The 20399-nt window shown below is 67.2% G+C and carries 22 protein-coding genes; 11 read left to right on the plus strand and 11 right to left on the minus strand.

Translation table 11 applies throughout. From position 1 onward, the window contains the following. On the minus strand, nucleotides 1-559 hold a 559-nt coding region (istA, locus tag BM345_RS26420; protein WP_139237622.1), incomplete at its 3' end, for an IS21 family transposase. A 156-nt stretch (nucleotides 560-715) separates the two neighbouring features. On the opposite strand from istA, the gene BM345_RS26425 reads away from it, so the two are divergent. From BM345_RS26425 to BM345_RS29900, 8 genes are all read left to right on the plus strand, one after another. Further along, on the plus strand, nucleotides 716-1978 hold the full coding sequence (locus tag BM345_RS26425) for a type VI secretion IcmF C-terminal domain-containing protein (RefSeq protein ID WP_093385909.1): 1263 nt from the start codon (nucleotides 716-718) through the stop codon (nucleotides 1976-1978). Between the two features lie 18 nt (nucleotides 1979-1996). Then, nucleotides 1997-2704: a TagK domain-containing protein gene (locus BM345_RS26430; RefSeq protein ID WP_139237624.1), complete on the plus strand. Its 708-nt coding sequence runs from the start codon at nucleotides 1997-1999 to the stop codon at nucleotides 2702-2704. Further along, nucleotides 2701-3549, plus strand: coding sequence for a type VI secretion system accessory protein TagJ (locus tag BM345_RS26435; protein ID WP_093385915.1), 849 nt, complete (start codon nucleotides 2701-2703; stop codon nucleotides 3547-3549). Before BM345_RS26430 ends, BM345_RS26435 begins: the two co-directional genes overlap by 4 nt. Nucleotides 3550-3616: 67 nt before the next feature. Continuing rightward, nucleotides 3617-4168 carry a type VI secretion system baseplate subunit TssE gene (gene tssE, locus BM345_RS26440; RefSeq protein WP_254790021.1) on the plus strand — a complete coding sequence of 184 codons (552 nt, stop codon included), beginning with the start codon at nucleotides 3617-3619 and terminating at the stop codon, nucleotides 4166-4168. 13 nt (nucleotides 4169-4181) lie between these two features. Next, nucleotides 4182-6062, plus strand: a complete 1881-nt coding sequence (tssF, locus tag BM345_RS26445; RefSeq protein ID WP_093385921.1) for a type VI secretion system baseplate subunit TssF — start codon at nucleotides 4182-4184, stop codon at nucleotides 6060-6062. Then, nucleotides 6062-7207: a type VI secretion system baseplate subunit TssG gene (gene tssG / locus BM345_RS26450; RefSeq protein ID WP_093385923.1), complete on the plus strand. Its 1146-nt coding sequence runs from the start codon at nucleotides 6062-6064 to the stop codon at nucleotides 7205-7207. The genes tssF and tssG overlap by 1 nt, the downstream gene beginning before the upstream one ends. A gap of 45 nt (nucleotides 7208-7252) precedes the next feature. Then, entirely contained in the window at nucleotides 7253-8269 is a 1017-nt protein-coding gene (locus tag BM345_RS26455) for a type VI secretion system protein TssA (protein WP_093385926.1), read from the plus strand. Further along, nucleotides 8266-8967, plus strand: coding sequence for a hypothetical protein (locus tag BM345_RS29900; RefSeq protein ID WP_139237626.1), 702 nt, complete (start codon nucleotides 8266-8268; stop codon nucleotides 8965-8967). The genes BM345_RS26455 and BM345_RS29900 overlap by 4 nt, the downstream gene beginning before the upstream one ends. Before the next feature lie 45 nt (nucleotides 8968-9012). Here BM345_RS29900 and BM345_RS26460 read toward each other — a convergent pair whose 3' ends face one another. Together BM345_RS26460 and BM345_RS26465 are read right to left on the minus strand one after the other, a co-directional pair. Then, complete coding sequence (locus BM345_RS26460) at nucleotides 9013-9777, minus strand: SDR family NAD(P)-dependent oxidoreductase (RefSeq protein WP_093385929.1); 765 nt, start codon at nucleotides 9775-9777, stop codon at nucleotides 9013-9015. Nucleotides 9778-9847: 70 nt separating this feature from the next. Next, nucleotides 9848-10756 (minus strand): LysR family transcriptional regulator, encoded by a 909-nt coding sequence (locus BM345_RS26465; protein WP_093385931.1) that lies wholly within the window; start codon nucleotides 10754-10756, stop codon nucleotides 9848-9850. A gap of 92 nt (nucleotides 10757-10848) precedes the next feature. On the opposite strand from BM345_RS26465, the gene BM345_RS26470 reads away from it, so the two are divergent. The 3 genes from BM345_RS26470 to BM345_RS26480 are packed head-to-tail and all read left to right on the plus strand — an operon-like array spanning nucleotide 10849 to nucleotide 12949. Next, on the plus strand, nucleotides 10849-12132 hold the full coding sequence (locus BM345_RS26470) for an aromatic ring-hydroxylating dioxygenase subunit alpha (protein ID WP_093385935.1): 1284 nt from the start codon (nucleotides 10849-10851) through the stop codon (nucleotides 12130-12132). After that, on the plus strand, nucleotides 12129-12617 hold the full coding sequence (locus BM345_RS26475; RefSeq protein ID WP_093385937.1) for an aromatic-ring-hydroxylating dioxygenase subunit beta: 489 nt from the start codon (nucleotides 12129-12131) through the stop codon (nucleotides 12615-12617). The genes BM345_RS26470 and BM345_RS26475 overlap by 4 nt, the downstream gene beginning before the upstream one ends. A gap of 11 nt (nucleotides 12618-12628) precedes the next feature. Then, entirely contained in the window at nucleotides 12629-12949 is a 321-nt protein-coding gene (locus BM345_RS26480; protein WP_093385940.1) for a non-heme iron oxygenase ferredoxin subunit, read from the plus strand. 14 nt (nucleotides 12950-12963) lie between these two features. Here the strand turns inward: BM345_RS26480 and dhaK are convergent, their stop codons facing one another. From dhaK to BM345_RS26520, 8 genes are all read right to left on the minus strand, one after another. Continuing rightward, nucleotides 12964-13953 carry a dihydroxyacetone kinase subunit DhaK gene (gene dhaK / locus BM345_RS26485; protein WP_093385942.1) on the minus strand — a complete coding sequence of 330 codons (990 nt, stop codon included), beginning with the start codon at nucleotides 13951-13953 and terminating at the stop codon, nucleotides 12964-12966. 34 nt (nucleotides 13954-13987) lie between these two features. After that, complete coding sequence (dhaL, locus tag BM345_RS26490; protein WP_093385945.1) at nucleotides 13988-14620, minus strand: dihydroxyacetone kinase subunit DhaL; 633 nt, start codon at nucleotides 14618-14620, stop codon at nucleotides 13988-13990. A 22-nt stretch (nucleotides 14621-14642) separates the two neighbouring features. Beyond that, nucleotides 14643-15677, minus strand: a complete 1035-nt coding sequence (locus tag BM345_RS26495) for an ABC transporter ATP-binding protein (RefSeq protein ID WP_093385947.1) — start codon at nucleotides 15675-15677, stop codon at nucleotides 14643-14645. Next, nucleotides 15670-16794: an ABC transporter ATP-binding protein gene (locus BM345_RS26500; protein ID WP_093385950.1), complete on the minus strand. Its 1125-nt coding sequence runs from the start codon at nucleotides 16792-16794 to the stop codon at nucleotides 15670-15672. Before BM345_RS26500 ends, BM345_RS26495 begins: the two co-directional genes overlap by 8 nt. An 82-nt stretch (nucleotides 16795-16876) precedes the next feature. Continuing rightward, nucleotides 16877-17080 carry a hypothetical protein gene (locus BM345_RS26505; protein ID WP_093385952.1) on the minus strand — a complete coding sequence of 68 codons (204 nt, stop codon included), beginning with the start codon at nucleotides 17078-17080 and terminating at the stop codon, nucleotides 16877-16879. Then, nucleotides 17077-18036, minus strand: coding sequence for a carbohydrate ABC transporter permease (locus tag BM345_RS26510; protein WP_093385955.1), 960 nt, complete (start codon nucleotides 18034-18036; stop codon nucleotides 17077-17079). The genes BM345_RS26505 and BM345_RS26510 overlap by 4 nt, the downstream gene beginning before the upstream one ends. Before the next feature lie 16 nt (nucleotides 18037-18052). After that, a complete protein-coding gene (locus BM345_RS26515; protein ID WP_093386086.1) occupies nucleotides 18053-19006 on the minus strand; it encodes a carbohydrate ABC transporter permease in 954 nt (317 codons plus the stop codon). A gap of 35 nt (nucleotides 19007-19041) precedes the next feature. Beyond that, on the minus strand, nucleotides 19042-20355 hold the full coding sequence (locus BM345_RS26520; RefSeq protein ID WP_093385957.1) for an ABC transporter substrate-binding protein: 1314 nt from the start codon (nucleotides 20353-20355) through the stop codon (nucleotides 19042-19044). Between the last annotated feature and the right edge of the window lie 44 nt (nucleotides 20356-20399).

The raw sequence follows: 20399 nt of genomic DNA on the forward strand, positions 1-20399 counted from the left end.
AGGCACGGTTATGCGCATCGAACAGCATCTCGTGGGTCTGCAGCGGGTATGCCCGCACGAGGAAGGCCCGGCTGTGGCTGAGCTTGAAGTGCGCCACCTGCAGCTTGGTGCGCTCCCCGCCGATGACCGCCCAGTCCTCGCTCCAGTCAAACTGGAACGCCTCGCCAGGGCCGAAGACCAAGGGGACGAAGGTGCCTCGCCCGGTGGTTTGCTCGACCTCGTGGCGACGTACCTGCCACGCCCGTGCGAAGGCTGCCACGCGGTTGTAGGACCCCTGATAGCCGAGCGCAGCCAAGTCGGAGTGCATCTGCTTGAGGGTGCGCCGCTGCTTGCGCGACCTCGATGCCTCGCTCTTGAGCCACGTGCCGAGCTTCTCGGCGAAGGCGTCGAGTTTGCTCGGGCTGACCCGCTTCGCGTAGCTGGGCGCCGCTTCGCCCTCGCGCAGGTACTTGCGGATGGTGTTGCGAGACAGGCCCGTGCGTCGGGCTATCTCCCGGATGGACAGTTGCTCACGCAATGCCCAACGTCTGATGACACTCAGTGTCGCCACGTCAATCACTCCTGTGCTCCTGCCGCAAAAGGCAGCAGGTTAGGGTTCTTACGTGGGTCAGATTTAGATGGAAATCGCCGGGGTTAGTGGGTCACTTCTAGATGGAAATCAACACCGGACTCGCCGCTTGGCCGGCTTGCGCGGGCCGCGGCGCGCGAAACCACCTTGTCGCGCCCGCTGGTGGCGCGGACCCAGGAGGAGGCCAGCTTCTTCGACAAGGCCACGGACCAGTTGAACAAGCAGGCGCGCGAACTGGGCAAGAACCTCGGCATCCGCCCCGAGGAGCGCATGGAAAGGCAGCTCGTCGACAACCAGTTCGCCGCCCTGCGTGAAGTCGTTACCGGGCAGCCGGACACGCCCACCGGCGGTGGCAGCAGCGCAAGCGCTGCGAGGCCCGGCCTGGAAAACATCTCGGGGCTGATCAACGAGTTCTATACCGCGCTCGTGGTGGCCGACACCGCCCTCGGAACCAACAGCCTGCCGCCGGCGGGCAACGAGATCGGCGCGCGGCTGAAACTGGAGGCCGGCAAGCTGCCGGCGCCATTTCGGGAAGTGCTGACTGCGCTGGCCACCAGCGGCGCCGAGAAGGTGGCACAGGCTTCGGCCGACATCCTGCACAAGCAGGCGCAGGTGCAGTTCGATCGAATCATGGGCCAACTGGCGCAGCAGGTCGGCGATCCGTGCCGGCGCGGCGTCGAGGGCCGTTACCCCTTCGCCGCCGTGGCGCAGGACGCCTCCATCGATGATTTCACCCAGGTCTTCGCCGTGGGAGGGGCGGCGGATGAATTCTTCGCCAAGTACCTGGCGCCTTACGTCGATACCAGCGCGCGCCCCTGGCGCTACAAGAGCGCCGATGCACCGGCCGACCCGGCCGACGGCGGCTCGCAAGCGCTGCAGCAACCCGTCGCCACCGGGCCGACGCTGCTCGGCGAACTGCTCAAGCTGCTGCAGCAGGGCGGCCCCGAACTCGAGACCTTCTACCGCGCGCGCCAGATCCGTGACCTGTTCTTTCGTGATGCGGCCGGCAAGAAATTCGCATGGAAGCTCGATCTCAAGGTGATCGAGCTGGACCCCACCATCACCGACCTGCTCATCGACATCGACGGGCAGGGGCTGCGCTACGTTCACGGACCGGTCCAGCCCTTCCTGGTGACCTGGCCGGGCCCTCGCGGAGGCACCACCGCAGAGCTGACGGCGAACCCGCGCATCTCGCCCGCCACCTCGACGCTGATCGCCAACGGACCCTGGGCGTTTTTGCGATTGCTGGACAAGGGCCGCATCGTCGCCAGCGCGATGTCGGGGCGGGTGAACGTGGAGTTCCTGTTCGACGGGCGCAGGGCGCTGGTCGAGTTGAGCTCGGGCAGCCAGCCCAGCCCGCTCAACAGCGATGTGCTCAAGGGCTTTCGCTGCCCTGGCCGTGCCGCCTGAGGCAAGAGGTCGATACCCATGGTGACGCCAATGCATCGAACTGAACCCGAATGGGCGTTGGAAGTCGAGGCCCAGGCGCGGCTGCACCGGCCGTTGCCCGAATTCGACTTGCGCGAATTGGCCTCGAGGGATGAGGTGCCGAGCAGCGTGCCTTCACTTCGGGCGGGTGGTGGTGACAGCCCTTTCGATGTGCTCGACTCGTCTGCGATCGGCATCGTGGGTTCGCAGGCCACCGCTCCCTTTGCCGTCCTGGGCATCCAGGCGGCAACCGTTCAGCAGGCCGATGTTCCTGCGTCGGGGAGTTCCGATCCCGCCGGTGCGCTGATGGACGAACTGCACGACGAGTTCATTCGCGTGCTGCAAGACCCCGCCGAACTGGCGTCGAGGTCGCAATGGGCCGAGGGATTCGCCGGCACGGAAGGCGAACCGGCCCCTTCGCTGGACGCGCTGAGCCGTGAAGCCGCCACATTCGCGATGGCTCGCGACATCCTCATCCCCCCACAGACCATCGGCCAGGTCATCGATGGCTTCGATCCGGCCGGACCTTGCGACCCGCCTGGGCTGGACGCACCGGAAGACGTGCTGCGGCTCTTCGCGCCCGAGTCCAGCGCGAGCGGCAAGGGCAGGCTGCCCAGCCTCACCCTTCGCGAACACCACGCGCTGTCGCCGGACAGCCACCTCCACGTTGGCCAGGCAACGCAGTCCATGAAAGGGAAGCCGGAATGAACGAACCCAGATTGCCGCAATCGTTTCGGCGATGGTCCGACACCCAGCCGCTGGGCGTGCTTCTGTCACGTGCGGAAGCCGGCGTTCGCTCGCAGCCGCAGGACGCGCAGGCGCGTTGGCTGCTCTTCGAACTGCTGTGTGTGCTCGGGCAATGGGAGCGCGGATTGAGGCAGCTCCAGGTGTGGGCAACACTGTCTCGCGAGCACGAGGGCACGGCCCATGTCATGCGCGGGCTGCTTCGTGCCGAGGTGCAGCGGGCGCAGGTGCTGGCAGGCCTGGAGGCGCCTGCGCTGCTGCTCTCGAGCGCGTCGCAGGCCGCGCCCTGGATGAAGCAGCAGGCCGAGGCCCTGGAAGTCGGCGCGCAGGACGATCTGCTGGCCAGGGAAACCAGCGACATGCTGCGCGATGCCGCCCTGGCCCAGGCGCCCGATGTCCAAGGCGTGGTCGATGGCCGGGCCTTCGACTGGGTCACCGATTCGGACACCCGCATCGGCCCGGTGTGCGAACTGATCGCCTCGGGAGCCTACCGGTGGGTGGCCTTTGCCGACGTGGCGCGCATCGACAAGACCGAGCCCGCACGCCTGCTGGACCTCGTGTGGGCCCAGGTGGATGTGCTGCTGAGCGACCGCACCCCCATCAAGGCCTACATGCCCATGCGCTATCCCGTGCTTGCCAACGACCGCGATGCCCTGCTGCTGGGTCGCGAGACGATCTGGGACGAGACCAGCAGGACCTGCATCAGTGCCCGCGGCCAGAAGGTGTGGGCGACCGACAGCGGCGATGTGTCCTTGCTCGACCTCAGGCACTGTGAATTCGACAGGGGTTCGGCCAATGGCGCGGCCTGAAGCTGCCGTGGGCGATGACGGACATGGCGCGTCAGGTCCCGTGGCAACACATCCCGTCCATCCCGGCGTGCGCTCGCCCAGGCCGGGCGACGATCGTCTGGCGCGCGCGAACGCGCAACTGCTGCCCACGCTCTTCGACCGCCTGCGCGACGACGCGCCCGGCTGCAAGACCGAATCACCGACAGACTACGCGGTCTCCGTCGGCCAGCTTCGCGACGTCTTGCAGCGAGACCTGGGGTTTCTGCTCAACACCACGAACATCGAGGAGCAGATCGATCGCCTCCGGCATCCCGAGGCCGCGGCTTCGACCATCAATTTCGGCGTGCGGCCGTTGGCGGGCAACTACCTGTCCGAGCGCCGCTGGGAAGACATCGAGCGCCTCATCCGCGGTGCCATCGCCGACTACGAGCCTCGCCTGCTGCCCGACACCGTCACTGTGCGTCCTTTGGACAAGGACGGCGCGCCCGACCAATACAACGTGCTGCTCTTCGAGATCCGCGCCCTGATCGACGCAAGGCCCTATCCGCTGGAGCTGATGGTCCAAAGCTCGGTCGACCTCGAAAGCAACCGCATGACCATGTCTCGCGCAACGCGCGGGCCGCTGCGGCGGCAACGCTGACCCCAGGAAATCCATGGACCCCCTCCTGCTCGACTACTACAACAGGGAACTCGTCTACATGCGGGAGATGGCGAGCGAGTTCGCCGCCTCGCACCCGAAGATCGCCCGCCGGCTGGGCATGCATGGCGTGGAGGTCGACGACCCTTACGTGGAACGGCTGATCGAATCGTTCTGCTTCCTGTCCGCGCGCATGCAGATCAAGCTGGACGCAGAGTTCCCCCGCTTCACGCAGCGCCTGCTGGAGGTGCTGTATCCCAACTACCTGAGCCCGACGCCGTCCATGGCCGTGGCGCGCCTGCAGCCCAGCGTGCACGCGGGCGACTTCAGGCGCGGCATCGTGGTGCCGCGCGGCACGGCCTTCCATGCCCGGGTGCCGGCCGGCGAGCAGACGCCCTGCGAGTTCCGATCCGGCCAGGACGTGACCTTGTGGCCGGTCGAGATCGTGGATGCGAGGCTCACCGGCGCACCTCCCGACATCCCCGCGCTGGAGCGCTACGTTCCACCCCATGTGCAGGTCACCGGCGCCTTGCGGCTGCGGTTGCGAAGCGTCGGCGAGCTGCCCTTCGATGCGCTGGAGGGGCTGGACCGGCTGCCGGTGTACCTGGCGGGCAACGAGCAGGTGGCATCGCACCTGTTCGAACTGCTCCACACCTCGGCCGTGGCCACGTTCACCGGCGAGCCCGGCAAGCTGGCGCAGCGCCCGCACGTGGTCACCGATGCACCGCTGGTCCATGAAGGCCTCGCGCCGGGGCAGGGGCTGCTGCCGCTGGACTGGAACGCCTTTCACGGCCACAACCTGCTGCACGAGTACTTCGCGTGCCCGGAGCGTTTCTACTTCTTCACGCTCACGCAACTGGCACCCGGCCTGTCGCGCATCGCGGGCATGGAGGCTGAAGTGCTGGTGCTGCTGGGCCGCCCGCCTGGTGCCCTGGCTGGCCTGGTCGACGCCAGGCAGTTCGCGCTGTACTGCACGCCACTGGTCAACCTGTTCGAGCGCCGCACCGATCGTGTCGAAATGGACACGGCCCAGCCGGAATTCCACCTGGTGCCCGATCGATCGCGGCCGCTGGATTTCGAGGTCCATGCCGTCAAGGCCATCGCGGGGCAGGAGTTCAAGACCACGGCGCCGCTGGATTTCCGGCCGCTCTACCAGACCCTCAACCAGGACGAGGGAAACCACGGCCGCTACTTCTCCGTCAGGCGCGAGGGCCGGCTGGCCTCCAGCGCCGCCCGCAAATACGGCACCCGCACGCCCTACATCGGAACCGAAGTCTTCCTGTCGCTGGTCGACCAGCACGAATCACCTTATGCGGACACCATCCGCTACCTGTCGGTGACCGCCTTGCTCACCAACCGGGACCTGCCCTGCCTGGTTCCGCGGGATGGCGTGAACGACCTGGCGCTGGCCGACTCGATTCCGGTGACCAGCGTGGGCCTCATCCGCCCACCCAGCCGCCCGCGCCCGCCCTTCGCGCAAAGGGAGATTGCCTGGCGACTTGTGCGCCAACTCAATTTCAACCACCTGCCCCTGGCCGACATGCCCCACCGCGAGGGAGCCCAGGCGCTGCGCGACATGCTGCGGCTGTTCGTGGCGGCGGACAACGACGCGCAGCGCCGGCAGATCGAGAGCCTGGTGGGTTCGCGCATCGAGCCGGTCACTCGGCGCCTGCCGGGCGGCGGCCCGCTGGTCTACGGCAGGGGCGTGCTGTGCACGTTGAGCGTGGACGAGGAAGGGTTCTCCGGCACCAGCCCCTACCTGTTCGGCCTCGTTCTGGAGCACTACCTGGCACGCCACGTGAGCATCAACGTGTTCACGCAGACGGCGCTGGAATCCATGCAGCGCGGAACCGTGGCGCGCTGGCCGGTGCGCATGGGCGCCCGGGGAATCGTCTGATGCAGCGCACGCGCGACCATGCGGCGGCGGCGCTGACCGATGTGCTTGCGCGCATGCGCCGTGCGCCCTGGCTGTTCAGCTTTACGGCCTTGATGCGGCGCATCGGCGCACAGCATCCGGAATTGCCTCGCATCGGAACGGCGGCGCGTCCGCAACAAGAGCCCTTTCGCCTGGGGCAGAAGGCCGCATTGAGCTTTGCTCCGCGCGAGATTGCAGAAGTGGTGCTTCCCGCCAACGGCGTGGACGCGCTGCACGACCCTTTGCCTCCAGCACCCACGGGCAACAACCCCGCACTGCCGCTGGTCCGCCTGTATGGCCTGGGCATGCTGGGGCCCAACGGTCCGCTGCCCCTGCATTTCACCGAGATCGTCCGCGACCGCAGCGAGAACCACCACGACGGAACGCTCGCGGACTTTCTGGACCTGTTCCATCACCGCTATCTCACGCTGCTTTATCGGGCCTCGGCGCAAGGGCAAGCGGCGGCCGGCCTGGACCGGCCGGAAGAGGAGGTCTTCAGCGCCTACGTGGCAAGGCTCACGGGCCACGACCCGCAGGAGATCCGGCCGAGCGCCTGGCCGGCCCATGCGCGGCTTGCGGCATCCGCGCACCTGTGCCGCGATGCCCGCCATCCGGACGGTCTGGCAGCCACCCTGGCGCGATTCTTCTCCGTGCCGGTGCAACTGCTGGAGTTCCAGATGCATTGGATCGAACTCGACGAAGTCGACCAGACCCGCCTGGGCCAGCCCAGTGCTTCCAGCGTGCTGGGCAGCGGAGCGATTGCGGGCGAAGTGGTGCCGGACAGGCAGAGCCGGTTCCGCCTGGTCCTCGGGCCGTTGAGCCTGGAGCAGTACCTGCGCTTCACCCCGCAAGGGCGTGACTTGCCGCTGCTGGTCGAGGCCGTGCGAGCCTTCATCGGCTTCGAATTCCTCTGGGACGTCGAACTGCGGGTGCTCGTCGACGACACGCCGCCTGCGCGGCTGGAGGAGGGGCAGAAGCTGGGCTGGTCCACATGGCTCGGCCGGGCCCCGGATGCGCCCCTTCGCCAGGTTCGCGAGAGTCCTTCGGAGGTGCGGCATGCCGTTGGCATGGTGTTCGAGCCGGAGCGCTACGTGGGCGCGAGATTGGCCGTTGCCGCTGCGCCGTGAGATTCGAAAAGCTTTGCCTCCCCATCGACAGGATCCTCCAGAGCCATGCACCAAGCCCAGCCCATCGACAAGGACGCCCCCTGCGGTCCGAGCCTGGAGTACGACGCCGAATACGCCATGCTCCAATCCCGCCTCATGCCGCGCGCCGAGGCGCAGTATGGCAACTTCGTCAGCACGCCGGACCCGGTCAACTGGGCAGAGGTGGAGCGCGACTGCCGGCGCCTTCTCCTGCGCACGCAGGACATCAACGTTCACGTGTGGCTGTGCCGGGCGCGCACACGGCTCGCCCAGTCGAGGGGGCTGGCCGAATCGCTCGCCGCGCTCGCGGCGGCGTTGGCGGCCTGGCCGGACGCGATCCATCCGCAACTCGTCATTGACGGCCATGCGGAACCTTCCTTGCGAGCCAACGCGCTGGCGGCGCTGGCCGACCCTGAGGGGCTGGCCGGCGACGTGCGCGAGATTGCCGTGGCGACCAGCACCGCCTTGCGCCTCACGGTGGGAGAGGTGGAGCGTGCCCTGTCGGTTCCTCGCTCGATGGATGCCTTGCCTGCGGACTCGGTGCGGCGGCAACTGGCAGCCCTGCAAGGCGCGGCTGGCGACGATTCCGCCGTCGCCTTACTGGCACAGGCGGGGCGATCCCTCAGGGAGATTCAAGCCTGGGCCACGACCTCGCTGGGCGAGGCGGCGCCTTCCTTGCAGGGCACGGCGCGCTTGCTCGAGCCCTTCGCCGGTGCTTCGCACGGCCGTATGGAAGGGGGGAGGGCACTGTCAGGCGAGCGGGACGGCACGCAACCTGCATCGGCTTCGGAAGCAGCGGACGTCAGGACGCCTGCTCATTGCAACGACGCGCTGGAAACGCGCGGCGACGTACTGCAATCGATCCGTGCGGCCCGCACCTGGTTCGAGCTTCACGAGCCCAGCAGTCCCGTCGCCGTGCTGCTCTTGCAAGCCGAACGCATGGTGGGCAAGCGCTTCTCCCAGGTGGCCGACTCGATCCCCCTGGAACTGCTTCGCAAATGGGAGGCGGAGGCGCAAGCCGAGGCAGAAGGTTTGCCCGCATGAGCGCGGACGCGATCTACCTCGCGCTCGCCGGCGGCGCGCTCGTTGCGTTGGTTGCGGTGCTCAGCATCCGTTTCCTTGTCGAGCGGACGCGCGCCGATCTGCGCTCGCAAGCGTCGGCGCTTGCATCCGGGCTTCAGACCACGATCGATGCGCGCGTGCTGGCGGCGGTCCGAGACATCGTCGATAGCGAGATGACTACGCTGAGGCAGGAGCATGCAGCAGATGCTCGAAGCCTTCGCCAGGAACTCGACAGCCGCCAGCTTGCATGGCGGACTCAGCTGGACGCCGAGCTTCTTTCAATGCGTCTGGCAGTGGAGCGACAGCCCCCAAAGAACGCCCCACCGACGTACTCGCAAACCCTGCCGACACCGACACCGACACCGACACCGACACCGACACCGACACCGACACCGACACCGACACCGACACCGACACCGACACCGACACCTATGGCGCGGTCGGATGTTCATGCGACTACCGCACGACCGACCGCGCCGCCGCGTTCCACACTGTCGGCAAGGCCCCCAGAAATGCTGCACGCACCGCTGCCTCGGGCGCAAGCGTCGGTCGATCCGCCGGCGGCGCGGCGCGAACTCAGCGACGAGGAACTGGATGCGCTGCCGCCAGAGCTGCCCGCACCAACGCGCCCGCGTCGGGCATTGCCAGCACCGAAGAAGCCGCCATTCCGAAGCCTCTAGCGTCCTCGTTCCGTTGGCGCCGTCAACAGAAGTGCCGGAAGGCGCTCAGCAGGTCACCCCACCGTCGATCACCATGCTCTGCCCGGTCATGAAGGCCCCCGCCTTCGACGCGAGGAAGACCGCTGCCCCGGCGATCTCGTCCGGATCGCCGATGCGGCGCAGCGGCGTGTTCTCGGTGCGCTTGCGCAAGATCTCCGGGTCTTCCCACAAGGCGCGCGCGAAGTCGGTCTTGATGAGTCCCGGGGCGATGCAGTTGACCCGCACGTTGTGCGGACCGTATTCCACCGCAAGATTGCGCGCGAGCTGGAAGTCGGCGGCCTTGGACACGTTGTAGGCACCGATCACCGGCGAGCCGCGCAGGCCGCCGATGGAGGACACGATGATGATCGAGCCCTCCTTGCGCTCGATCATCTGCGGCGCCGCGGAACCGATCAGCCAATGGTTGGCGATCACGTTGTTCTCGAGGATCTTGCGGAACTGGTCGTCCTCGATGCCGCTCATGGGCCCGAAGTAGGGATTGCTGGCGGCGTTGCAGACGAGGATGTCGATGCGCCCGAGCTGCCGGGTGGTCTCGTCGACCAGGTGCCGCAACTCCTCCTTGGACGAGATGTTGGCGGGAATCGAAATGGCCCGCCCGGGGCCGTGGGCGGCGTTGATGGCGTCGCGTACCTCGGCGCAAGGCTCGGGCTTGCGGGACGAAATCACCACCTGCGCGCCGTGCTCGGCGAGCCGCTGCGCGATCGCACGGCCGATGCCGCGCGACGATCCGGTCACAATGGCGACCTTGCCTTCTACTGAAAATAGCGACATGGCGGGTGGCTCCTGAGTGATGGCGTTTCGAAGCAGACCGGAACGATAGCAAACGGCGCCGCACGGCGCCTCAAGCATCCGCGAAGGTATCGAACAGCAGCTTGCGCAGCCACTGGTTCCCCGGCTCGCGATGAAAGCGCGCATGCCAGAAGGAGTTGATGGCCACCTGCGGCAATTCGGCGGGATGCGTGCGCCACACCAGCCCGAAAGGCTCGGCCAGGCTCTGCGCCAGCTTCTCCGGCACGGTGGCGATCATGGGCGTGGAGCGCAGGATATGCCCCACGGCCACGAAGTGCGGCACCGTCAGCCGCACCCGGCGCACGATGCCCTGGGACGCGAGCAGTTCATCCACCTGGCCATGCCCGGTGCCCGCGGCCTGGATCAGCACGTGCTCGGCCGCCGCGAAGTCCTTCAGCGTGAGCCGGCTCTTGGCCGCGAGTGGGTGCGCGGCGCTCAGCAGGCACACGTAGCGCTGCATGAATAGGCGCCGCTGGAAGAAGCCCGCCTTGAGCTGCGGCAGCAGGCCGATGGCCAGGTCCACCTGCCCGGCCTCCATGGCATCGCGCAGGTTCACCGAGGTGTTGCGCACGGTGCTGATGGTCACGCCAGGCGCCGCGCGCCACAGCACATCCATCAGTTGAGGCGTGAAGTAGATCTCGCCGATGTCGGTCATCGCCAGCGTGAAGCTGCGGCGGCTGGTCGCGGGGTCGAAGGCGGTGTGCTGGTTGAGCGCGCCGTGCAGCGCGCTCATGGCCGAAGCCACTGGTTCGGCCAGCTGCAAGGCCAGGGGCGTGGGCTCCATGCCGCGCGCCGTGCGAAGAAAGAGCTCGTCGCCCAGCAGCCGGCGCAGCCGCGCCAGTGCGTTGCTCACCGCCGGCTGAGACAGGCCCAGCGTCTGTGCCACCGCCGACACGCGCTTCTCGGCCAGCATGCGGTCGAACACCAGGAGCAGGTTGAGATCGATCTCGCGCAGTTCCATTTGCACATTCACCCGAGTGATCTTGGTAATTCACAAAATTCTATTGGCAAATGTGCATGCGATCTCCAAGATGCGCCGCAGGAGACAGCACGATGAACGAAGACAGAACGACGAGGGCGCCGATCCAGGTGTTCCCCGAGCACATCCGCTGGGAATCGGAGCAGACCAGCCGCATTCCCTTCATGGCCTACCAGGGCCAGGCGCAGCACGAGAAAGAGCTCGAGCGCTTCTTCTACCGCAAGCACTGGTGCTACGTGGGTCTGGAGGCGGAGATTCCCAACCCTGGCGACTTCAAGCGCACCAGCATCGGCGAGCGCTCGGTGATCCTCACGCGCGACATGCAGGGCGAAGTCCACGTGATCGAGAACGTGTGCGCGCACCGGGGCATGCGCTTTTGCCGCGAGCGCAGCGGCAACCGCAAGGACTTCACCTGCCCCTATCACCAGTGGAACTACTCGCTCTCGGGCGACCTGCAGGGCGTGCCCTTCCGGCGCGGCGTGAAGCAGGACGGCCAGGTGCACGGCGGCATGCCCGCCGACTTCAGGAACGAGGACAACGGCCTGACCAAGCTCAAGGTGGCGCGGCGCGGCGGCGTGGTGTTCGCCAGCTTCGACCACGACATCGAATCGCTGGAGGACTTCATCGGCCCGGTGGTGCTGCAGTACTTCGACCGCCTCTTCAACGGCCGGCAGCTGAAGATCCTGGGCTACAACCGCCAGCGCATCCCGGGCAACTGGAAGCTGATGCAGGAGAACATCAAGGACCCCTACCACCCGGGCCTGCTGCACACCTGGTTCGTCACCTTCGGCCTCTGGCGCGCGGACAACAAGTCGCAACTGCGCATGGATTCGCACGGCCGGCACGCCGCAATGATCTCCACGCGTGGTGCGTCGGGCAAGGCGGCGCAGGTCACGCAGGTCTCCAGCTTCAAGGAGAGCATGCAGCTGAAGGACCCGCGCTTCCTGGACATCGTGCCTGAGCCCTGGTGGGACGGGCCCACGGCGGTGATGACCACGCTGTTCCCCAGCGTGATCCTGCAGCAGCAGGTGAACAGCGTCTCCACCCGCCACATCCAGCCGGTGGGCCCCGACGCCTTCGATTTCGTGTGGACGCACTTCGGCTTCGAGGACGACAGCGAGGAGATGGCGCAGCGCCGCCTGCGCCAGGCCAACCTGTTCGGGCCGGCTGGCTTCGTGTCGGCGGACGACGGCGAGGTCATCGAGTTCTCGCAGCAGGGCTTCCGGCAGAAGCCCTTCCACCGCACCATGGCCGAGCTGGGCGGACGCGAGGTGGAGGACACCGAGCACATGGTCACCGAGACGCTCATCCGCGGCATGTACCGCTACTGGCGCGAGGTGATGGAGGCGCCGCAATGAGCAGCAACCCCAGCAGCGACACCGACTACCTGCAGCTCGCGCGCCTGTACGCCGACTACGCGCACGCGGTGGACTCGGGCGATTGGGACCTGTGGCCCACCTTCTTCATCGACGATTGCAGCTACCGCCTGCAGCCGCGCGAGAACCACGAGCGCGGCCTGCCGCTGGCCACCCTGTCCTTCGAGAGCCGGGGCATGCTGGAAGACCGCGTCTACGGCATCCGCGAGACGCTGTTCCACGACCCGTACTACCAGCGGCACGTGGTGGGGCTGCCGATCGTGCACAAGGTGGAGGCCGACGGCACGATGCACAGCGAGGCCAACTACGCGGTGTTCCGAACCAAGCTCAGCGAACCCAGCACGGTGTTCAACGTGGGCCGCTACATCGACCGCGTGGCGCGCACCGACGCAGGGCTGAAGTTCGCGTCACGCCTGGTGGTGTACGACAGCGAGCTGATTCCGAACTCGATCATCTATCCCATCTGAAGCAAAAGAACATGAGCACCCACGATTCCTGGGTCGAGGCCGCGGCGCTCGACGAACTGCCCGATGACGATGTGAAGGGCGTGCAGGTGCAAGGCCTGGACCTGGCCCTGTACCGCGTGCAGGGCGAGGTCTTCGCCACCGACGACATGTGTACCCATGCGCAGGCCCGCCTGTGCGAAGGCTTCCTGGAGGGCCACGAGATCGAGTGCCCGCTGCACCAGGGCCGCTTCGACATCCGCAGCGGCAAGGCGATGTGCGCGCCGCTCACCGAAGACCTGCGGGTCTATCCGGTGAAGATCGAAGCAGGGCGGGTGTTCATCGCGCTCGACTGACTCGGCAATCGCTTCTACATGCCCCAGCGCAATGCCGCCGTGTGGACTGGCGCATCCCACAGCGCCAGCTGTGCACCGTCGAGGGCGCTCACCGTCACGGAGCAGCCCGCCATCTCCAGCGACGTGACGTAGGAGCCGGTCAGGTGCCGCGCCACCTTGACCTGGTGGCCGGCCAGCACCTTGTGCACCGCGTTGACCATCAGGTACAGCTCCAGCATCGGCGTGCCGCCAAAGCCGTTGACCAGCAGCAGAACCTCCTGGCCCGGCTTGAGCGACAGGTCCTTCAGGATGGCTCCGGTGAGTTCCTGCGCGATGTCGTCGGCGCTGGCCAGCTTGATGCGCCGCCGGCCCGGCTCGCCGTGGATGCCCACGCCCATTTCCATTTCGTCCGCGCCGATCTGGAACGTGGGCTTTCCGGCCGCCGGCACGGTGCAGGACGTGAGCGCGACACCCATCGAGGCGGTCGCCTTGTTCACTGCATCGCCCAGCTGCTTGAGCCTGCGCAGCGGGTCGCCGCGTTCGGCGGCGGCGCCGAGGACCTTCTCGACCACCAGCGTGCCGGCCACGCCGCGCCGCCCGGTGGTGTAGGTGGAGTTCTCCACCGCCACGTCGTCGTTGACCAGCACTGTCTCGTTGTCGCAGTCGACCATTTCGGCGGCCATCTGGAAGTTCATCATGTCGCCGGAGTAGTTCTTCACGATGAAGAGCACGCCGGCGCCGGTGTCGACCGACTGGGCCGCCGCCAGCATCTGGTCGGGCGTGGGCGAGGTGAAGACCTGCCCGGGGCAGGCCGCATCGAGCATGCCGTGGCCGACAAAGCCGGTGTGCAGCGGCTCGTGCCCGGAGCCGCCGCCGGAGATGAGCGCGACCTTCCCGGGCTTGGCTGTGCGGCGCCGCACGAACTGGCTGGCCTCTCCCAGCATGACGATGTCGGCGTGTGCCGCAGCGAAGCCGTCCAGGGATTCGGACAGCATGGCTTCGACGTCGTTGATGAGCTTTTTCATGGTGCGTGGGCCTTCGGCAATGGGAGGGCTTCGATCAGGCGGACAGCGAAGATGGTCGGGCGCTCGCGGGGGCATCAAGGCTTTCACAGATCGCGCCGATGATCAATGCCGTCGAACGCGAACCCGGATCCACGTGGCCCAGCGCCCGGTCACCGAGAAAGGATGCGCGCCCCTTGATGGCTTCCAGCGCCGCGGTAGCCTCGGCCGCGGCGAAGGCGCAAGTGCGTACTCGCTCGGTGAGGTGGTCGCCGCCTTCGGCCAGCAGCCTCTGCACGGGGTCGAGCACGTCCAGCAATGTCTTCTGGCCGACCTGCGCCTTGCCCAGGCGCGTCAGTGCCTGGATCGCGGCGTCGAGCGCGCTAGCCAGGCCCGCCGCGGTGGGCGGGGCGGGCAGCTCCTTGCCCAGCGTCACGAGCAGGGTGCCGAACACCGGCCCCGACGAGCCGCCGATGGTGGACATGCAGGTCATGCCCATCGTGCGCAGGGCATCGTTGAGCGGCTGCCCGGCCAGCTCGGCGAGCTTGCCCTGGATGGCGAGTGCTCCGCGCCGCATGTTCAGGCCATGGTCGCCGTCGCCGATGGCCTGGTCGAGGGCGGTGAGTTCGTCCACATGGTCGATGAGCGTCTGCGTGGCGCTGCGGATCAGGTCGTTGGCGTCGGCTTTCATTTGAATCTCCCGGATGTTGGACTCATGCTGCGGCGCCCACGCGCCGTCCTCCGGCGTCGAACCACAGCGGCTGCACGAGTTCAATGCGCACGGCGTCGTCGGGCTCGAAGCTTTCGCCGCCGGGGGCGGAGACGATCCATTCCTGGTCGCTGTCCTCGGGCGCCACGTGCACCAGGTGCAGGTCGCTCAGGCGCTCGATCCGGCGCACGCGGGCGGCGCGGTGCGCGTTGTCGTCCGAGCGCCGGTGGATGCGCAGGTGCTCCGCGCGAACGCCTACCGTCACCGCATCGGCCGGCGCGTTCACGGCGGGCACCAGGGCACGGGCGAACAGGTTGATGCGCGGCGAGCCCAGGCGCGTCGCGACCTGGCTGGTGCTGGGGTTCTCGTAGATCTGGCGCGGCGTCCCCACCTGCACCAGCCGGCCGCCTTCGAGCACGCCGATGCGGCTGGCCATGGTCATGGCCTCGATCTGGTCATGCGTCACGTAGAGCATGGTCGCCCCCATGTCCTGCTGGATGCGCTTGAGCTCCAGCCGCAGGTCGTTGCGCAGCCTGGCGTCCAGGGACGAGAGCGGCTCGTCCATCAGGTAGAGCCGCGGGTCGCGCACCAGCGCACGGCCGATGGCCACGCGCTGCATCTGTCCGCCCGACAGTCGGGTCGCGGGGTTCTTCAGCTTGTCCTCGATGCGCAGCAGGCGGGCCACCTCGTTCACCTTGGCGCGGATCTGCGCCTCCGGCGTGGGCCGCAAGGGCGAGCGCAGGGGAAAGGCCAGGTTGTCGTAGACGCTGAGGTGCGGATAGAGCGAGTACTGCTGGAACACGAAAGCCACGTCGCGCAGGGCCGGCGCGACTGCGCTCACGTCCTGCCCGCCGATGTAGACGTGGCCGGCGTCGGGCTGCTCCAGCCCTGCGACCAGGCGCAGGGTGGTGGTCTTGCCCGCGCCGCTCGGGCCCAGCAACACGAAGAACTCGCCGCTGGGCATGTCCAGGTGCAGGTCGGCCACCGCCTGCACTGCGCCGAAGCGCTTGCCGATGCCTGTGAGCCGGAGTTCAGCCATGGCGGGCTCCCGTGCGATGCGTGCCGCGCAGGGCGTCGTCGCGCGCCGTGCGCAGGGCGCGGCCGCTGGCAACGTCGAACAGGGACACGGCCTGTGCATCGAAGGCCAGCCCCATGTGGTCACCGCGCCGTGCGGGCGTGGAGGCCTCGACCTTGGCGCGCACCGTGGCCCCCTGGGCCGTGGCCAGCGTCACGACCGTGCGAGTGCCCAGGTACTCGGTGCCCAGCACCTCGGCCCTCAGCGCCGAGTCGTCGGAGAAGCGCACATGCTCGGGCCGAACGCCGGCCAGCAACGGGCGTGCCGACACGTCTTCGCGAACCTGTGGAACGCCAAGGCACGCGGGTCCAATCTGGATGGCGTCCTCGCCGGTTGTCAGCGCTGCCTCGAAGGGCAGGAAGTTCATGGCGGGCGCGCCGATGAAGTCGGCCACGAACACGCTGGCGGGGCACTCGTAGACCTCGCGCGGCGCGCCCAGCTGCTCGATCACGCCCTCGTTCATGATGGCGATGACGTCGGCCATGGCCATGGCCTCCATCTGGTCGTGCGTCACGTACACCGTGGTGGCACCCAGGCGGTCGTGCAGGGCGCGCAACTCGCGGCACATCAGTTCGCGAAACTCCGCGTCGAGGGCGCCCAGCGGCTCATCCATCAGGAAGGCCTTGGGCTGGCGAACGATGGCCCGCCCCAGCGCCACGCGCTGGCGGTCGCCGCTGGACAATTGCGACACCGGCTTGTCCAGCAGGTGCGTGATGCGCAGCGTGCGCGCTGCCGACTCGACCTGGCGCGCGATCTCGTCCTTCGCCATGCCCTGGGACAGCAGCGGAAAGGCGATGTTGCGTCGCACATTCATGTGCGGGTAGAGCGCGAACATCTGGAACACGAAGGCGATGTCGCGCTCCGAGGCGCGCTTGAAGCTCACGTCCTCGTCGGCGAGGAAGATCTGGCCCGAGGTGGGAAGCTCCAGCCCGGCGATCATGCGCAGGGTGGTGGTCTTGCCGCAGCCCGAGGGGCCCAGCAGGCAGAAGAACTCGCCGTCGTGCACCGCGAAGCTGGAGTCGCGGACCGCGGTGAAGTCCGCGAATGCCTTGTGCAGGTGATGGACGCGGATCTCGGCCATGTTAGCCCTCCCGCCGGCCCGCCCCTGGCGCGGGCTGCGCCCCCTTAAGGGGCAGGAGCGAAGCGAAGTTGGGGGTCATTGTTCAATCCGGAAACTTCGAGACGACCATGAACATCGCCGTGCCCGCCAAGGTCGTCAGGAACGACCAGGTGAACAGCGCCATCGCGAGCGGCTGCAGCATCATCAGCAGCCCGGCGGCGATCACCGCGCAGGCCAGCATCTCCATGGGGCCGCGCCGCAGCCATCGGGGCCAGCGGCGCGAGATGTCGTAGGCAGGCCGGCTCATTTGCGCACCGCCCCGAAGGTGATGCCGCGCAGCAGGTGCTTTCGCAGCAGCACGGTGAACACCAGGATGGGGATCAGGAACAGCGTGGTGCCGGCGGCCACCGCCGGCCAGTCCTGCCCGCCCTCGCCGATGATGATCGGGATGAAGGGTGGCGCCGTCTGCGCCGTGCCCGAGGTGAGCAGCACGGCGAAGGCGTATTCGTTCCACGCGAAGATCAGGCAGAAGATGGAGGTGGCCACGATGCCGGTGGTGGCTTGCGGCAGCACCACCTTGCGGAAGGCCTGCAGCCGCGTGTAGCCGTCGACCATGGCCGCCTCTTCGTACTCGCGCGGGATCTCGTCGATGAAGCCCTTGAGCAGCCACACCGCCAGAGACACGTTCACCGCGCTGTACAAGAGGATCATGCCCAGGCGCGTGTCCGACAGCCCCAGCTCGCGGTACATCAGGTAGATGGGAATGGCCACCGCGATGGGCGGCATCATGCGCGTAGAGAGGATGAAGAAAAGCAGGTCGTCCTTGAGCGGCACCTTGAAGCGCGAGAAGGCATAGGCCGCCATCACGCCGAAGCCCACCGACAGGATGGTGGAGCCGAAGGCGATGATCAGCGAGTTGACGAAGCGCGGCACGTAGTTCGACGGCCCCGCGATCACCATGTTGTCGGCGCGCGCGACCTTGTCGCAGGTATCGGTGGCCGGCGGCAGGGCGGCGATGTATTCGGGCGTCTGGCGCGAGCGCGTGGTGAAGAGGTTGCAGTAGCCCTGCGGCGAAGGCGTGAACAGGACCTTGGGCGGGTAGCTGATCGAATCCGGCGGCGTCTTGAAGCCGGTGAGGATGATCCACACCAGCGGGATCATGGTGAGCAGCGCATACAGCACGACCACCGTGCCCGCGAACCACCGCGTGCCGGCGCGCGGCTCGACCACCGAATGCGCGGTGCTGATGCCGTGGCTTGTCATGCTGGGCCTCCCGGTTTCACCGGTTCTTCACGTGGTTGAGGGCCTTCACGTAGATGTTGGCGAGGCCGAACACCGCTACGAAAAGGATGATGGCGAAGGCGCAGGAGTAGCCCGTGCGCCATTTCTCGAAGGCCTCGCGCTTGAGCGTGATCGACGCCAGCTCGGTGGCCGAACCGGGCCCGCCTGAGGTCAGCAGGTTGACCATGTCGAACATCTTGAAGTTCTCGATGCCGCGGAACAGCACCGCCAGCATGATGAAGGGCAGCACCATGGGCAGCGTGATCGACCAGAACTGCCGCCAGGGCGAGGCGCGGTCGACCTCGGCCGCCTCGTAGATGTAGTCGGGAATGGAGCGCAGGCCCGCCAGGCAGATCAGCATGACGTAGGGCGCCCACATCCAGGTGTCCACGATGATGATCGCCCAGGGCGCAAGCTTCACCGAGCCGATCATTTCGAAGGAGGAGGGCGGCACGCCCGCGAGGAAGGCCACCGCGTAGTTGAACAGGCCCGTCTGCGGCTGGTAGAGGAAGGCCCAGAAGTTGCCCACCACCGCCGGCGACAGCATCATCGGGATCAGGATCACCGTGGTCCAGAAGCCGTGTCCGCGGAACTTGCGGTCGATCAGGTAGGCCAGCGCGAAGCCGATGAGCGTCTGCAGCAGGATGGTCCAGAACAGGAAGTGAGCGGTGGCCTGCATCGCCGCCCAGATGTCCGGGTCGGTGAGCACCGACACGTAGTTGTCCAGCCCCACGTTCACCACGTTGGCGTTGGGCCGGTTTGCCCGGTAGTTGGTGAAGGACAGCTTGATCGTCCACGCCAGCGGGAAGATGTTGATGGCCAGCAGCAGCACCATCGTGGGCCCCACGAAGAGCCAGGCGAGCGCCTTGTCGGACAGCCCGCGCAGGCGCAGCGCCACGCCCGGCGGCGTTGCCTGCGCCGCGCGGGAGGCGAGCGCGGGCGGGCCTTTCATGATGGGCGGGCGGATGGCGCTCACGGGCTTCTCGCTTACTTGGCCGCCTTGCCGTCGTCCTTGAAGACCTTGCGCCAGTCCACCACCAGGGCGTCGAGCGCTTCCTTGGCGGTGCCCTTGTCGGCCACCACGTAGTCGTGCACGCGCTTTTGCATCGAGAGCATCAGCTGCGCATACGAAGGCTCGGCCCAGAAGTCGACCACCATGCCCATGGAGTCGAGGAAGGCCTGGGCGAAGGGCGAGCTCTTGGGGTAGGCCGGGTCGTCCAGCACCGCCTTGGCGGCCGACGAGCCGCCGATCGCCTGCCACTTCTTCTGCACATCAGGGCTGGCGAACCACTTGATGTATTGCAGCGACTCGTTGCGGTTGGCCGAGTAGGACACCACCGAGATGCCCTGGCCGCCCAGTTGCACGCCCTTGGTCTTGTCCGACGGGTTGGTGAAGAAGCCGATCTTGTCGCCTCCCACGTTCGGGTCCTTGTACAGGCCGGGGAAGAAGGCGAACCAGTTCATCATCATCGCCACCTGGCCCGACTTGAAGGCATCCAGGCCTTCGCTCATGTAGGCGTTGGTCATGCCCGGCGGCGTGCTGCCCTTGTAGAGCGCCTTGTAGAACTCCAGGCCGCGTACCGCGTCGGGCGAGTTGACGAAGCCGTCCATGGCGTAGGGCTTCTTGGGGTCCTCGTACTTGAAGCCGAAGGGATAGAGCACGTTGGTCACGCCCATGGTGATGCCCTCGGACCCGCGCTCGGTGAAGATGTAGGCGCCGTAGACCTTCTTGCCGTCGATGGTCTTGCCCTGGAAGAACTCCGACACCTGCTTGAACTCGACCCAGGTCTTGGGCGGCGCCAGGTCGCGGTTGTGCAGCTTCTTGAACTCGGCCTGCAACTCGGGTTTGGCGAACCAGTCCTTGCGGTAGGTCCAGCCCACGGCGTCGGCCATGGCCGGCAGCGCCCAGTAGTTGGGACTGTTCTTCGGCCACTCCGCGTAGCCCACCACGGTGGCGGGCGCGAAGTCGGTCATCTTGATGCCTTCCTTGGCGAAGAAGTCATTGAGCTTGACGTAGTGGCCCTGTTCGGCCGAGCCGCCGATCCACTGGCTGTCGCCGATGATCAGGTCGCACAGCTTGCCCTTGGAATTGAGCTCGTTGAGCATGCGGTCGGCGAAGTTCGTCCAGGGCACGAACTCGAACTTCATCTTCACGCCGGTCTTGGTGGTGAAGTCCTTCGACAACTCGACCAGCGCGTTGGCCGGGTCCCAGGCGGCCCAGCACAGCGTGATGGTCTTGTCCTGGGCATGCACCGAAGTGCTTGCCAGGCCCAGGGCGGTGACTGCGGCCAGGGCGACCATCCCCGGCAACAGCTTTTTCGGGAGCAGATTCATGAGAAGTCTCC

It is taken from the genome of Variovorax sp. OV329 (assembly GCF_900114785.1).
Taxonomy (GTDB): Bacteria; Pseudomonadota; Gammaproteobacteria; order Burkholderiales; family Burkholderiaceae_C; genus Variovorax.